Here is a 14790-nt window from a genome sequence, read left to right as displayed (position 1 = left end):
GGCTATTCCTTTTTCGCAGCAGAAAGTTCCCGCGCCATCTGTTCGCGCATCACATATTTCTGCACCTTACCGGTAATCGTCATTGGGAAGCTATCGACGAACTTGATGTAACGGGGGATCTTAAAATGAGCGATTTTGCCTTTGCAGAATTCGCGGATGTCCTCGTCGTTTGCGAGGTAGCCTTTACGTAACTTGATCCAGGCGCAAACCTCTTCGCCGTATTTCTCGTCCGGGGCGCCTATCACTTCGGCCTGCTCGATGCCTGGGTGTGTATAAAGGAAATCCTCGATTTCTCGCGGAAAGATGTTTTCGCCTCCACGGATCAGCATGTCCTTGCTACGACCCACAATCTGGAAGAACCCTTCGTCATCAACGACCGCGATGTCGCCACTGGCGATCCAGCGGGCATCGTTGATCGCCTTCGCTGTCTTTTCGGGATCGTTCCAGTATTTGAGCATCACGCAGTAGCCACGAGTCAAAAGTTCGCCCGGCACCCCGCGTGATACGATCAGGCCTTCTGCGTCGACGATCTTGATTTCCGTATATGGAAGCACTCGGCCAACGGTTTCGACCCGGCGGAAGACTGGATCGTCAATTGCCGTCTGGGTGCTGACAGGACCGGTCTCGGTCATACCGTATGCGATGGTTATTTCGGTCATATGCATTTCAGACATGATCCGCTTCATCAGTTCGGCCGGGCAGGGCGCACCTGCTATGATACCAGTGCGGAGATGCGTCAGATCGCGACCTTTAAAGCCCGTACTGTCGAGTGAAGCGATGAACATAGTGGGTACTCCGTGCAACACTGTGCAACGTTCTGACTCGGTTACGTCCATTGTCGCCGCAGCATCAAAACCGGCCGATGCAAAAACCATGGTGGCAGCGTGCGCAACGCAGCAAAGCGTTCCAAGCACCATGCCGAAGCAATGATACATGGGCACGGGGATGCACATCCTGTCGCGTTCAGTCAAACGCATTTGCAGCCCAGTGAAAAAAGCGTTGTTAACTATGTTATGGTGGGTCAGTGTCGCGGCCTTGGGGCGGCCGGTGGTGCCCGATGTGAACTGAATGTTGATAGGATCGTCGAACTGTAGCGTTGGCATCAGCGCCGTTAATTGCGACCGGGTTTCTCGGGTGGCTCGGGCAATGATTTCGGAATAGCGTATACAGCCGGGCAACCGGTCTTGGCCTAAGGTAACCACCCAACGCAGGCTCGGGATCTTGGCCGCTTTTAACCGTCCGGGCGTGGCCTCGGCCAGTTCCGGCATCAGTTCGTTCAGCATCTCGACGTAATCGCTGGTCTTGTAAGAAGGTACGAACACCAGTGCCGTTACCTCAACTTGCCTCATCGCGAATTCTAACTCGGACAGCCGATAAGCGGGGTTTATATTGACTAGGATCAAACCGGCCTTGGCAGTGGCGAATTGCAGCACCACCCATTCCGCCATGTTAGGTGCCCAAACCCCAATCCGTTGTCCGGGCTTTAGACCGAGGCCAATCAACCCGGCAGCAATGTTTTCGGCATGGTGCTCCAGCTCTTGATATGTCCAACGGATATCCTGATAGGGAACCACCAAGGCCTCTGCGTCAGGAAATCTTGTTGCAGTCTTCGTCAATAATTTGCCAACTGTCACACCGGTCAGAGGTATAGTGGAAACGCCGTGCTCGTAGCTCTTCGACGACTGGATGTACTGGTAAGCCTCTTGCATTCAGAGCCTCCCACTCTGTCTGAAAGACTGGCGACTCCGGTTCTTCTGGTACCGGAGTTGCTTTGAAATAACATAGCGCCAGATTCGCGATCCGGGATTGATGGAAATCAAATGCGTGATGCCAGCTCCGTCCGCAAAGAGTTGTCGCCCGAAATTTCGATGAGGCTTTGCAGGGTAGTCGGAACTCTAAAAGTTGAACTCTCTGCATGTGAGAGAGAATTTCGGGTCGTGTACTTTCATCAGCGTATCATTGTTATCGATGAATTAAACTAGGCTTATCTCATGGCTGACGAAAACGCCTCGGCAGTAAACTGTTTGTCAATCTTCTTGGAAAGGACACGCAGCGGTGACGCCGGGAAGACAACTGGCCGCTGGTCATTGACCCAAGTTCGGCAAAGTCGTGAATACGCCAACCAGACCTGCCGTGCTTAGCAACAGCAAGAGCCATAGTACTATCGTTCTGTAGGATTCAGCTCCTACAGCAGCGAAATGTCTAGTTCCCAACCAGAGGCCAATCGCGAGTAACGGTAGAGAGGCTACGGCGCGTATGATGGATACGCTGTCGTAGTAACCAGCCTCAATCAAAAGAAAAAAAGCCCATACATCAGCGGCAAATAAGTAGAATATCATCGTCGCACGCATCTCGGCCGCTCGCTCGTTTGAAAAGCTGAAAAACAGAGCCAGAACAAGGCCGCTAAGAGCCGTCGCGCCGTTGATGACACCAATTGCAGATCCGACTAGCGCATACATGCTGGGAGAAAACCGGCGCAAGCGTGCACGCCAAAAGACCAAATAGAGGCTGGACGCGAAGACGAATACCAAAGCTGTCAACCTCAGAGTTTGGTCGTCAATGTGTCCAAGCAGGTAAACTCCTATAGGTGTGCAAGTTATGCCTGTTGCAAGCAGGATGCCAAGTTCGCGCCATTTGATATGCTTTAGAATACCGCTCATCTGCGCCGAGGACGCAGTTAGTTCCAGGGCGATAGACAGCGGTACGATTTCGATCACAGGCAAAATGAAAGTAAGTCCGGCGAAAAATATTGCAGTAAAGCCGAACCCAGAAAACCCGCGAATATAAGACGCCATTAAGAGGATTACCGCGTACCAAAGCGCTTGACCGCTAGGAAAGTCGAGCAAATTTTCCATTAGAAGACAAGCGCTTCCTATGCTGAATTAGATGTATGTTAGCGAGGTTCGCACCAGAAGTTTTTCAACCAGTATCACGGAATTGTCGAACGGTGTTGAGGTAAATCCAAACTCAACAGCATTTCTGAAAACGCGCAAAGGGGTGTTCGGAACCCTTTTCGAATAAGTTGCGTTTCGAAAAGAAATCCAAAGTATTTCCCAACTGATCTTTGTATAAAAGAAGCTTTCCTAATTTAATTTGTTCCGGGGTTCTTCGTGGTTTCTTTTGACCTGTATCAAAGAAATGCCATCGCCTTTGTCAAAAATGTTTGTCAGTACCAATCACTCTAATCTGGCGTCAGAAAAATGGCTTACAAGCAGATTTTGTTTCACTCGAAGGCACGGGAAAAGCTTCTTTCTGGGACAAAGGCACTTGCTGACGCAGTGCGTGTAACCTTGGGACCTAAGTCCAAATCTGTCCTTATTCAGCGTAAATGGGGAACTCCTATCGTTTGCAACGACGGTGTAACCATCGCTAAGGAAATCAAGTTGAAGGACCCGGAGGAAGATCTAGGGGCGCAGATGCTGCGGCAAGCAGCAGAAAAGACAGGAGACTTGGTAGGGGATGGTACCAGCACCGCGACGCTTCTCGCCGAGGCGATATTTGCGGAAGGTATCCGAAATGTAGTCGCCGGAGCGAGCGCAATCGAAATTCGACGTGGTTTGGACAGGGGAAAGAAAGCTGCGGTCGACGTGCTTCGAGGTTTGTCTCAGCCGGTTAAGTCGCGCGTCGAAAAAGTTCAGGTTGCAACGATTTCAGCTCATAATGACGTATACATTGGAGAACTCGTTGCGGACGCCATTGAAAAAGTAGGGGACGAAGGCGCGATTACGGTAGAAGACTCTCGCACAATTGATACGGTGCTTGAAGTGGTCGAAGGCATGCAATTCGATCGTGGCTATATTTCTCCGTATTTCGTTACAGAAACCGAGGATTTAACCTGCGACTTGGAAAACGTTCTCGTATTCCTTCATGATAAGAAACTATCAAGTCTGCGACCATTGATTCCTTTTCTTGAATCAGTTGTTCAGCAGAACTCACCACTGTTGATCATCGCCGAGGATGTGACCGAAGAAGCACTGGCAACTCTGGTCGTCAACAAGTTGCGAGGCGGCTTGAGGGTTGTTGCGGTAAAAGCCCCTGGGTTTGGTGATCGGCGACGGGCGATGATTGAGGACATCGCGGTGCTTACCGGTGGACAGTTGATATCCGAAGAGGTCGGCACAACGCTGGAAAGTCTCTCGATCGAGCAACTCGGCCGTGCGAACCGCGTGATCTGTACCGGTGATACGACCACAATAATTGGCGGGGAAGGAGACAAAGATCATATCTCTGAGCGGATCAATCAGATTCGAGCGGCAATAGATGCAACGACAAGTGACTACGATCGAGAGAAACTGGAAGAGAGGTTGGCTAAGCTGGCCGGCGGTGTTGCAGTAATTCGCGTTGGTGCACCATCTGAGGCAGAAGTGAAAAGCCGAAAAGAGGCTCTGGACGATGCAATCAGTGCAACCAAGGCAGCAATGGAGGAGGGGATTGTTCCAGGGGGTGGCCTAGCACTCCTTCGCTGCACGCAACCCATAATGGAGCTGGCTGAAAAAGCCGAAGGAGACGAGCGCACTGGTCTACTGATCCTTTGCCGTGCTCTCAGTGCGCCTACTCGGCAAATAGCGGACAACTCTGCAGTCGATGGTGGCGTCGTTGTCGCGCGCATGCTGGAAAGCAAAGGGGCCCTAGGGTTCGATGCGGCCAAGAACGAATATGTCGATCTTTTAAATGCGGGCATTGTGGATCCTACAAAAGTTGTAAGAACTGCTCTTGAGAACGCAGTCTCGGTGGCAGGAACCCTGCTGCTTACAGAAGCTACAATGACGGAGGTTGAGGAGGAGAAAGACAAGTTGGAACAACAGATGCCGCAAGGTCTGTGACCGGTGGATGCGCATTGTCGGGAGCAGTTTGGTTGAGGTGGGCAAAGGTCTTTGGTAGCTTCCGAAGTTGAACAATCCCGGCCCACATAAGTACCTCGAGGTGAGTGTTGAGGTCTTGTCATAAGAACGTGGCTAATGGCGGCGCGTAAACTTTCGAAACCTTAATCAGTGAATAGGCTCTCGGCTTTCAACTGCGTTCAGTCGAGACCCGAAATAATTCACTTTTCAGTATTATTTTACGTTTGGTTGCTTTCTTCGTTTCGAAAGGCGGATAAAAGGCATTAAAATATCCGGTTGCCAACTCCCGGAGAACATCATTTTTCCTGTAAACAAACGGATTGGGAACCATTCATTGGCGTAAATTTACTGTTTGATTGAAGTCAATGCGCAGAACTGTAGATCGGTTTATTCACCTATTTAAAGCCGAGATGGGCAGTGGCGAGGGAAATTTTCGTGGCCTGAATAAACGTTTAGTTACGGTATTCGGCAATCAGGCTTAAGCCAAGCCGTAATCTCCGAGTTGGGAGTGGTGATATCTTGGAAACGGGTTTTCGAGAAGAGAATGCGAGCTTTGATGTTCGGCCGCGATGGCACATCGATCAGGCCAAAGGACCAATCCTTGCCGCTGCAATCCACTCCGGCCATGACCTTCGCGCCGAATTAGTTCCCTTGTTAGCTATTAGTGAAGCGGAACGATTTCGCGAGGAGGATCCTTATGCCGACTACTGGGCAACCGCCTGTCCAACACGCCTTCTCGTCGACCGCTCCCGTTTTGAAGTGGATCTCAATCGTCCGCGTGACTTAGCCGTATACCAAACGCCCGAGCAGGCTTGGGGGCTCCATGTCTGGCGGGAACCACTTGGCAAGAGAACTGTCGAACGTTCGTTGGCCGAATACGATGCTTTCTATGACGCGCTAGCTCGCGATTTAGAGCAGGTAGAGCAACAGCATGGAACTTTTGTTATTCTTGACCTGCATACCTACAATCACCGAAGAGATGGTCCAGACGTTAGCCCGGCAGAGAACCTGACGAACCCGGAAATAAACGTTGGGACAGGGACAATGAAAGACCGCGATCTTTGGGCGCCCTTGATCGATCGTTTCATGAGTGATATCGACTCCGTCCCGTTTCTCGGGCGGAAATTGGACGTGCGTGAGAATGTTAAATTCAAGGGCGGATGGTTTCCGGAGTTCGTTCATCAGCGGTTCCCTGAGACAGGCTGCGTGCTTTCTGTCGAGGTCAAGAAATTTTTCATGAATGAATGGACTGGCTTTGCCGACCGTGAGGCAATTAGCGAGTTGTACCGTCTTTTTCGCTACGCTTCGGCCGGGCTCTTGCAGGAATGGACGTCATTATGACAGGAAAATCGGCGTTAGATTTCACGTCAGTCTCGCCAATTCCAACGGTTCCATTCGACATGGAGATTGTAGGTGGACGGCTTGCGATAGAGGAACGCCATCCATTTCTCTGTCTCCATCGCGGGCCGAAGAACCGCGAGGATCATGCCACTGCAGAACTGCTTTTAGGTCAAGCCTCATTTGCAATAGCGCCGATGGCCACCCCTTACAGCGCTGAGTTTTCTGATGTTGTAAAACAAATGCTCGCTGAGTTAGCGAAGGAGTTCCATTCGGTTCTTTTGCTAGAAGTTTATTCACTTGAAGCGGCGGGCTCCGGCTTTTCGAAAGAACAATCGTTGCTATTTGAGTGCCACGTTCCTGAAACCAGCGCCGGCGACAGCTTCCTGAATGAACTGGAGCGCGCGATACTTGCTGAAAACTGGCCTGGAGCAAAGGAGCCGGAGATTAAGGTCGCTTATATGCGTGTTCCTCATCCCGAGACGCTACGCCCGCTGCTGACAGGATCGGCTGCAATCGAGGCTAACATTGTCCCAATTTGTTTGGGATTAAGCCCCATTTACCTCGACCAAATTACAGGAGAAATCCTGCCTGTATTGCATCGGGAATTTCAAACCCTGTTCGGAAGAGTGCTGAAGAAGGCACTTTACTCTTTTTGCCACTCTGAGCGTGTCCATCTTCCGCCACATTATCACGCTTTGGGACGGACTCGTGTTGGCGAAGCTATTTTAGCTATTGACCGAGAGCTTTATCGATTTGGCGAAGCATTTGATCCGCTTCTTCTGTCAACCCCGGTGAATGCGCCTTCTGCCTGGAGACGGTTCGCAGCGGACCACTATGATCGCGAGCCCGACTTCCACTACCGTCCCCTGCCAATTGATCCAGGACGTTTCAAGCGTAACATCTACCAAATCCCACTTGAACAAGTCGAAGATCCTACTCTGCATAGATTTTTTGCAACCAAGCGCACAGAACTTGACCGGTTTGCGACACTTCTTGAAGAGCGCGAAACAGAGCGATTTGTTCTCGTCAGCCGTCAGATTTTTGGCGCCCCGGATGACCGGCTTGTCGCTCTGGCCAAAGACATTCTGGAACACGTGCCACCGCACACAAAGGATGATCACGCGAGTGACTCGCTTAATGCAGAGGCATTCGCCGCTGCGGCGCGTGAAGACTTGCTCGGTTATGGATTGGATCCTAAACTGGTTGAAACCCGCGAGGATGTCCCCGGTCTAATGGTCAGTCGCGGTCGCTTTCTGGTCGGAAGCGACGCAAAGGTTCCGCGTCGACGATTGCGTGCGACACTGGATCACGAAATCGGCGTGCATGTTTTGACGCACCGCAATGGGGCTGAACAACCTTTTGGACAACTCCGTCAGGGAATGGCTGGTTATGAGGAACTTCAGGAAGGTCTCGCCGTGTTTGCGGAACATTGCACAGGCGGCCTAACACGCCCTCGTTGGCGCCAGATAGCTGGGCGTGTCGTTGCAGTGGCGAATCTTGTCGCGGGGGCGGGATTTATTGATATTTTTCGTACCCTTAATAGAGAGTACTCTTTTGGACGGCGTGCCGCGTTCACAATGACAATGCGAGTAGTTCGTGGAGGAGGGTTCACGAAGGACATGGTGTACCTTCGGGGGCTGCAGTCTGTTGTGGAACACGTTCTAAGCACTGGGAACATAGAACCTCTATTGGTTGGAAAAGTGTCTTACGATCATCTCGACATTTTGGAAGAGATGAGTTGGCGTGGGTTGCTACGGGCTCCGCGTTTTAAGCCGGCGGTATTCGAACCAGAACGGTTGACTCCGATAGTCGAGGGGCTGAAACGCGGCGGTGGGTTGCTCGAAATGGCGCGGAGCACGGAATTATGAAACTGGGATTTCTAGTAAACCGACTAGAGACTGAAAAGGAGCGGTATACGACGACGCTACTTGCGATGACAGCGGCAAACCGCGGCCACGAAGTATACAGGATGGATGTAGCATCGCTCTCTTGCAATATCGATGCTAAGGTAACAGCCCGTGCGGTTCAGGTCGCTTCAGCCGCTTCCGTGGATTTGATTGCTGAAAAAGAGGCTCGCGATGCAGCTTCTAACTCGATAGACATCAGTAATCTGGACACTCTTTTCCTAAGGAATGATCCGGCGGAAGACGTGGTTTCAAGGCCGTGGGCGCGCCTTGCTGGGATCAACTTCGGTCGTTTGGCCAAGCAAAGCGGTGTGACTGTGGTCAACGATCCAGACGGCTTGGCTCACGCGATCAACAAAATGTATTTACATTTCTTCCCAGCAGATGTTCGACCAAAATCCATTGTAACCAGATCTAAGGCCGATTTACTGGATTTTGCGACCAATTGTGGCGAACAGATAATGGTGAAGCCGCTACACGGATCGGGCGGGCACAATGTCTTTTACCTCCGCCTTGATCGTCCGGAAAACATCAACCAAATCTTTGAGACACTTCTGGAGGAAGGACACATCCTCGCCCAAGAATACTTGCCAGCGGCAGTAAAAGGTGATGTCCGCCTTTTCGTTATGAACGGTCAGATACTCGAACGCGACGGAAAAGCAGCGGCAATACGACGCCTGCGAGCACAGGGCGATGTGCGTAGTAACATATCAGTCGGAGCAACAGTTGAAGCCGCTTCAATCACGCCTTCCATGAAAAAACTGGTAGATAAGGTTGCGCCGCGGCTCGTTGACGACGGAATGTTTCTCGTTGGCCTCGACATCGTGGAAGACAAGCTACTGGAGATCAACGTTTTCAGCCCCGGAGGTATGTGGTCCGCAAACCGGCTTCACAAAACAAACTTCGCTCAGACTGTAATTGATGCGTTAGAAGCAAGATGCTAGAAATAAACTTAGTTCTGTTACCCTTTGTTTGAACGATAAAGGAGAGTCTGACTTCTCTTTTAGTTGCACGCCTACCGGTTTTTGTCGTCCCGCTTTACCGCAGTTCGCCAATTTATGCTCTGGTGAGCAAGGCAGGCAATAGGGATTAGACAGGACAGGCGTGCTGGCATTGATCCTGGCGTAATTAATGTCCAGAATTCAGGTTATGGAATGCGACCGGTAGGTTGGATTTTCCGGTTTGAACGGTCTTGTCAGAAGAACTTGGCTTGAGCAGGGCAGGGCGGTTGCGTAGCTTTTGCCCATGACCAAACCTGCCTCTTTCAAGTACTTCAAAACCAGTCCCGAGATCATCCGCCTGGCCGTGATGCTTTATGTCCGATTTCCACTTTCGCTGCGGAATGTCGAAGATCTGCTGCACGAGCGCGGGATCGATGTCAGCCATGAAACCGTCCGATACTGGTGGAACAGGTTCGGCCCAATGTTTGCTTCTGAGATTAGACGCAAACGGGTCCAGCAACTTCGTGCATTCTCGAAATGGAAGTTCTGTGACATCGGCAAACCTCATTGTGTGACTTGAAAAGCGACCTAGCTATGACTGCTATCCGCCCCTAAGCAGTCATCTGACAGAAAGACTCAGATGACCGCCTTGAGCCCAAAGCGGACCATCACTTCAGAAGGTCATGATCGCCAATTCATGGCATGTAAAATGCTTGTACCCTGTTGACCCGGCAATTCAAATTCGCCCAAAAATTCAAACTTCAGGTTTGGATCATCACCAACCAATGCACGCGTCACGTCAGATACAAGAACCTCGCCTCGACCAGCAACAGCCGCGATACGAGCGGCAATATTGACAACTGAGCCAAAAAAATCTTCGTGGGATTGCACTACATCGCCAGTGTGAATTCCAACTCTGACGGCGAGCCGGGGCTCGTCAATTTCGTTCGCCAGATCACGCTGAATTTCACCTGCTGCCGACATAGCAGATCGAGCTGACGCAAAAGACGACATCGTACCATCGCCAAGTGTTTTGACGAATTGGCCTCCATTCTCCTCAATAACCCGTCTTACTGCCGCAAAATGAGCATTGATCTTTGCAGACCACGCACGGTCCCCTAGTGTTTTTGCGATGACAGAGGATGCCACAACATCCGTAAACATTATGGAAGCAAGTCCCTCGGTTTGGCCTAACGACATACTCTCACGCGCGGCCTCGGCCAGTAGAGACATTGACGTCATCTCCGCCCCGTTGATGACTGTATTGGGTGTTGGCACAGAGCCGTGCCGACTGACAATTTTCCAGCTCCCTTGCTCCAGCACGAATACAAATGTATCGCGAAATTCGAACGGTTTTTCGGACCTGCCCACTAAAGTGACCTTGTTAATGATGGTGGCCCATCCAATGCCGCCTGTTTCAAAGGCTTCCGCGAATAGCTCCTCCAAGTGCAGAATATCAGGCTTATCTTGAAAATACGCGGCAACCGCGTCTCTTACTTCCTGTCCGCACCAGTTCTCGCCACTCGCCGACCCTAGAAAGCGAAGGTTTTCGCTGTTGGATAGAAAATTGGGCAAAGCTATCTGATTGCCACTGCTGTGGTTCATGTACCAGCGACGCGAGACAGCAAGCAATTCTGGAGAAGGCTTGATCACATGTTCTTTCCAAGCGGCCGCGGCTTGCTATCGCTGTTGCCGCGGTTAAGCAAATGGTTCCTACTTAATGAATACCGGAATTGCCTAGCAACTCAAAGGGCAACTTTGTCCGCAAGGCAGACGTTGGGCGTAATTAACTGAATGTCTGCACCGAGCCCTGAGCGGTCGTAGGCGTTTGGACTAGGCGTAGAAGCTTACGATGTTTAGAATGGAAAACTTTTTCGGTTTTGGATAAACGCGAGTAAGCAGCGACAACTTTCTAAGTTATTGCTAGGGTCTCTTTGCAACGAGTGCCGTGAGCGCGAGTTAAAGGTTTGAGAGGGGCGCCGATGGTAGATCTGACTGAGTTTCTCGAGAGCTTGGCCCTTGGGCAGTATCTGAGTGTTTTCAACGATAACGATGTGGATTTCGAGACACTGCACCATCTGACTGATGATGATCTGATCTCGTTGGGCCTTTCCCTTGGTCACCGGCGAAAATTGAGTGCCGCGCTCAATTTCTTGGAAACGAACGAAACCTCTGAAAAGAAACAGCCAAGAACTGAGCAGGAAGACGTGCTGGCCGAACGGCGGCAATTGACCGTTATGTTCTGCGATTTAGTGGGGTCGACCAAACTGTCTGCCCAACTCGACCCGGAAGATCTCCGTCGCCTCATGCAGCAGTATCATCACGCAGTTTCCCAAACGATAGTCGATCATGGTGGCCATGTGGCCAAGTTGCTGGGCGACGGGGTCCTCGCCTACTTCGGGTTTCCGGACGCGAAAGAAAATGACAGTGAAAACGCTGTTCGGGCGGCGCGACATGTCGTCTCGAGTGTAAGCCAAGTCTCACCCGTCGGACCTGGCGCCCCGGACAGTCTGGAAGTCAGAATTGGGATTGCAACAGGCACGGTCGTGATCGGTGATATGACGGGTGCGTCAGTGACTGATTTTGACTCGGTCGTCGGTGAGACACCCAATTTGGCGGCCCGCCTCCAAACCCTGGCCGACCCCGGTTCAATCGTCATCTCGGCAGAAACTCACGCGTTGGTCGGAGATGTCTTCGATTACGAAGCGTTGGGCGCGCAACAAATCTCCGGTTTTTCCGATCCTTTGCCCGCATGGCGCGTTTTACACGAGAAGACAGGCACCAACCGGTTCGATGTGCTGCGCGGCGCCGACATTACGGACTTGGTGGGCAGATCAGAGGAAGCCGACCTGCTTCGGCGCCGATGGGCTTCGGTGGAGCAGGGAACCGGTTCCGTTGTTTTCATTTCGGGAGAAGCTGGAATTGGCAAATCAAGGCTTCTCAAAAGCCTGCGACGCGAAATTGTGAATGACGACATCACCCGACTGCAATTCCAGTGTTCGAATTTTCACAGGGGAACCGCTTTTGCGCCAGTTATCGGGTATTTTGAGCACGTGGCAGGGTTTGCCCACGACGACAACCCTGAAAGACGCTTGTCCAAGTTCAAGTCCGCGCTTGGTGAAAATCCAAACGAGATAACCGCGTCTCTCCTCCGTCTGAAAAACGCTCGTACGATGTCGGACATCGAACCTGATCCGGAATTGCGCCGGGAACGTGTTCTGGTTGAGCTAATGGAAATGGTTGAGTTGCGCAGCGCGAAGGGGCCCATGCTCATCGTGTTCGAAGATCTGCATTGGAGCGATGATTCAACACTGGAATTCGTCAATCGAGTTGTCGACGCCGCGTCCATACTGCCGATTTTACTGGTCGTCACAACACGCCCAGGTGTCGAAGTGGCTTGGACCAACGATCCGCATGTTTCATTCATGATGCTGAAGCGACTGGACCGGAAGGCGGTGCGAGCTCTTATTCAAGCGGTTACGCAAGGTCGTTCGTTGCCCGCCGGCGTGCAAGACCAGATCGCGCAACGTACGGACGGTGTGCCTTTATTTATTGAGGAATTGACACGCTCGATACTTCATTCGGACTATCTGCGAGAGGATGGGGACCGCCTTGTGGTCGCGGGTGCCATCCCTCAGCAAGCCATTCCCATGACGTTGCAAGAGACACTGATGGCGCGGCTGGACAGATTGTCGCCTGTCAAAGACGTTGCACAGCTTGGCGCAGTCATTGGTCGTCGTTTCACAGCCGATCTTATTCTGGTTGCTTCTCAAGCCGATCAAGAAACACTTTTTTCGTCGCTAAGAACACTTGAACTAGAAGGGCTTTTGTCACGGCGCGGTTCGGGGCCCAAAGCCGTCTACGAATTTCGGCACGCCTTGATCCAGGAAGCCGCCTATGGGTCGCTTCTCAAGTCGCGACGGTCCGAGTTGCACGAGCGTATCGGACGCCATCTCATGGAACACGCCGAAAACAGTGATCCTGCGATGATCGCCTATCATTTGACGGAGGCTGGTCTGCGCCCGGAGGCGATCGATTTTTGGATCGCGGCGGGTGATCGATCCAATGAAACTGCTGGATTTGCCGAAGCACTTGAGAACTATTCGCGTGCTTTGGAACACTTGCGGGAGATTTCGGCGAGCGAAGCGCGCCACGCAAAGGAAATCGACGTCCTGCTTTCAATTGGACCGTGCCAGGTACAGGTGCTCGGCCCCGCCAGTGATGAAGTGTATGAAACTTACTTTACCGCCCTGCAGCTTGGCGATGATCACGGGGCGCCGGAGCAACGGTTCAAAGCACTCTGGGGCCTTTGGTTCTACTATTTCATGCTCGGCGCAGTGCCAAAGATGCACGACCTCGCTAATCGACTTATTCCACTGGCAAAGGAAATCGGAGACGAAGCGCTCGAATTGGAAGGTCACCACTGCGAGTGGGCTGCTCTGTCCTTGCTGGGCGATTTTGCCGGTGCGCTGACGTCCACGGAAAAAGGCATTGAGGCTTATGAAGAGGAAAAACATCATTGGATGACATTTCACTACGGTGGTCACGATCCGGGGCTTTGTGCCCACAGTCTGAAGGCAGTGAACTTGTGTGTTTTAGGGTATCCGGATCGCGCCAAGGAGATTGCGGATAAAGCGATCGGGCAGGCAATTCGCCTGAACCACGGCTATTCGCTTCTCGAAACGCTCTTCTGTTCGTTGATCGTCATGATGCTCAGATCGGAGTATGATGCGATCAATTCACAAGCCGGTCGCCTTATCGCGTTGACGGATGCCGGACGTTTACCGCCGGAGGCACGCGATCTGGCAAGTGGTTTTGTCGGCTGGGTGGAAACCGAAACTGGCTCCGAAACCGAGGGCTTGGCTCGTATGGAAAGGTCGATTTCCGGATGGCAGGGTTTCTGGGGAGCTTGGTGTTTTCCGTTGGACGCCGCCTTTGCGTTGGCGCTCGCCCAAAAGGGCAATGCCGAGGCTGCGCTGCAGATCGTTGAGACTGCGTCCGAGATGGGTGGAAATACGGGTGGTCATTGGTGGGATGCGGAATTTAACCGGATCCGCGGAAACATTCTTCTTTGCAAAGACGCGTCGGAGCATCACGCCGCGAAGGAGTGCTTCGAGAGAGCCAAGGCAGCAGCCCAAGCGCGGCAAGCGCGGCTTTTCGAGCTGCGGGCGGCGGTGGATCTCACGAAGTTGCGCCTGCAGTCCGGGGATCTGCAAGCAGCGCGCGACCATCTGGAGCCAATCCTGACAAAGTTCACGGAGGGAAGAGATTTGCCGGATTTTCTCAGAGCGAGAGAAATTCTGGATCGATGCAATTTGGAGTAAGGAAGTTGCAAACACATTTCGGCTCATTCACCTCCGAATGAGTGACTGGTTTGTCCGCAAAGCGGACATTCGTACTAGCGCAGCGATCGTCTGCTTCGAGCCCAGAGCGGTCGAAAATGTCCTTTTCTCGAAATGGCCAAACACGCGAGTACCCGACATCCGATTGGCGATATGCAGCAAACCAAGCGCGCGACGGCTATATCAACAAACCTGCCTCTAAAATGGCCGAATTGGCTCTGCGAGTTCTCTAGGGTCGGTTTCCCAAGCCATCAAGGCAAAGACCCGCTTTGAGAGTCGCTCTGCGAACATTTGGCCGATATGGTTGGAAAGCCAGTCGTCGAACTCCGCCATGAGTTCGGGCTTATGGGTCACCGGTAAGTCGTGAAGTTCGATCTCGGCAGTTGGTGGCAGCTCTGCGTATAGTCGGCGAAACAGAGGT

9 protein-coding genes and 1 pseudogene are annotated in these 14790 nt (G+C 52.1%); 6 read left to right on the top strand and 4 right to left on the bottom strand.

Going from position 1 to position 14790, the window contains the following annotated elements; all coding sequences use genetic code 11:
* Positions 1-2 precede the first annotated feature (2 nt).
* Both AC2FNV_RS17040 and AC2FNV_RS17035 read right to left on the bottom strand, forming a co-directional pair.
* Positions 3-1709 (bottom strand): AMP-binding protein, encoded by a 1707-nt coding sequence (locus tag AC2FNV_RS17040; RefSeq protein ID WP_170608749.1) that lies wholly within the window; start codon positions 1707-1709, stop codon positions 3-5.
* Positions 1710-2084: 375 nt separating this feature from the next.
* On the bottom strand, positions 2085-2855 hold the full coding sequence (locus AC2FNV_RS17035) for a sulfite exporter TauE/SafE family protein (RefSeq protein ID WP_170608750.1): 771 nt from the start codon (positions 2853-2855) through the stop codon (positions 2085-2087).
* Between the two features lie 345 nt (positions 2856-3200).
* On the opposite strand from AC2FNV_RS17035, the gene groL reads away from it, so the two are divergent.
* The 5 genes and pseudogenes from groL to AC2FNV_RS17010 all read left to right on the top strand — a co-directional run.
* Positions 3201-4823 (top strand): chaperonin GroEL, encoded by a 1623-nt coding sequence (gene groL / locus AC2FNV_RS17030; RefSeq protein WP_170608751.1) that lies wholly within the window; start codon positions 3201-3203, stop codon positions 4821-4823.
* A 537-nt stretch (positions 4824-5360) separates the two neighbouring features.
* Positions 5361-6182 (top strand): N-formylglutamate amidohydrolase, encoded by an 822-nt coding sequence (locus AC2FNV_RS17025; RefSeq protein ID WP_174823297.1) that lies wholly within the window; start codon positions 5361-5363, stop codon positions 6180-6182.
* Positions 6179-8050 carry a peptidase MATCAP family protein gene (locus tag AC2FNV_RS17020; RefSeq protein WP_170608752.1) on the top strand — a complete coding sequence of 624 codons (1872 nt, stop codon included), beginning with the start codon at positions 6179-6181 and terminating at the stop codon, positions 8048-8050. Before AC2FNV_RS17025 ends, AC2FNV_RS17020 begins: the two co-directional genes overlap by 4 nt.
* A complete protein-coding gene (locus tag AC2FNV_RS17015; RefSeq protein ID WP_170608753.1) occupies positions 8047-9030 on the top strand; it encodes an ATP-grasp domain-containing protein in 984 nt (327 codons plus the stop codon). The genes AC2FNV_RS17020 and AC2FNV_RS17015 overlap by 4 nt, the downstream gene beginning before the upstream one ends.
* 301 nt (positions 9031-9331) lie before the next feature.
* A pseudogene (locus AC2FNV_RS17010) lies at positions 9332-9538 on the top strand (IS6 family transposase); the annotation flags it as partial.
* Positions 9539-9708: 170 nt separating this feature from the next.
* On the opposite strand, the gene AC2FNV_RS17005 reads toward AC2FNV_RS17010, so the two are convergent.
* Positions 9709-10680, bottom strand: coding sequence for an adenylate/guanylate cyclase domain-containing protein (locus AC2FNV_RS17005; protein WP_496773961.1), 972 nt, complete (start codon positions 10678-10680; stop codon positions 9709-9711).
* Positions 10681-11009: 329 nt separating this feature from the next.
* Here AC2FNV_RS17005 and AC2FNV_RS17000 point away from each other — a divergent pair, with 329 nt between their 5' ends.
* On the top strand, positions 11010-14351 hold the full coding sequence (locus tag AC2FNV_RS17000) for an adenylate/guanylate cyclase domain-containing protein (RefSeq protein ID WP_170608512.1): 3342 nt from the start codon (positions 11010-11012) through the stop codon (positions 14349-14351).
* A 216-nt stretch (positions 14352-14567) separates the two neighbouring features.
* Here AC2FNV_RS17000 and AC2FNV_RS16995 read toward each other — a convergent pair.
* Positions 14568-14790: hypothetical protein (locus AC2FNV_RS16995; protein WP_496773958.1), on the bottom strand; the 223-nt coding region annotated here is incomplete at its 5' end.

It is taken from the genome of Ruegeria sp. BHSA163, from assembly GCF_059613365.1.
Note: the sequence above shows the minus strand (reverse complement) of the source record. Positions and strands in the feature narration are given on the sequence as shown.

What these genes read in the sequence shown, in the direction of transcription:
- AC2FNV_RS17000 (WP_170608512.1), top strand. Translation starts at nt 11,010, where the DNA reads ATGGTAGATCTGACTGAGTTTCTCGAGAGCTTGGCCCTTGGGCAGTAT.
- AC2FNV_RS17015 (WP_170608753.1), top strand. Translation starts at nt 8,047, where the DNA reads ATGAAACTGGGATTTCTAGTAAACCGACTAGAGACTGAAAAGGAGCGG.
- AC2FNV_RS17035 (WP_170608750.1), bottom strand. Translation starts at nt 2,855, where the DNA reads ATGGAAAATTTGCTCGACTTTCCTAGCGGTCAAGCGCTTTGGTACGCG.
- AC2FNV_RS17020 (WP_170608752.1), top strand. Translation starts at nt 6,179, where the DNA reads ATGACAGGAAAATCGGCGTTAGATTTCACGTCAGTCTCGCCAATTCCA.
- groL (WP_170608751.1), top strand. Translation starts at nt 3,201, where the DNA reads ATGGCTTACAAGCAGATTTTGTTTCACTCGAAGGCACGGGAAAAGCTT.
- AC2FNV_RS17040 (WP_170608749.1), bottom strand. Translation starts at nt 1,709, where the DNA reads ATGCAAGAGGCTTACCAGTACATCCAGTCGTCGAAGAGCTACGAGCAC.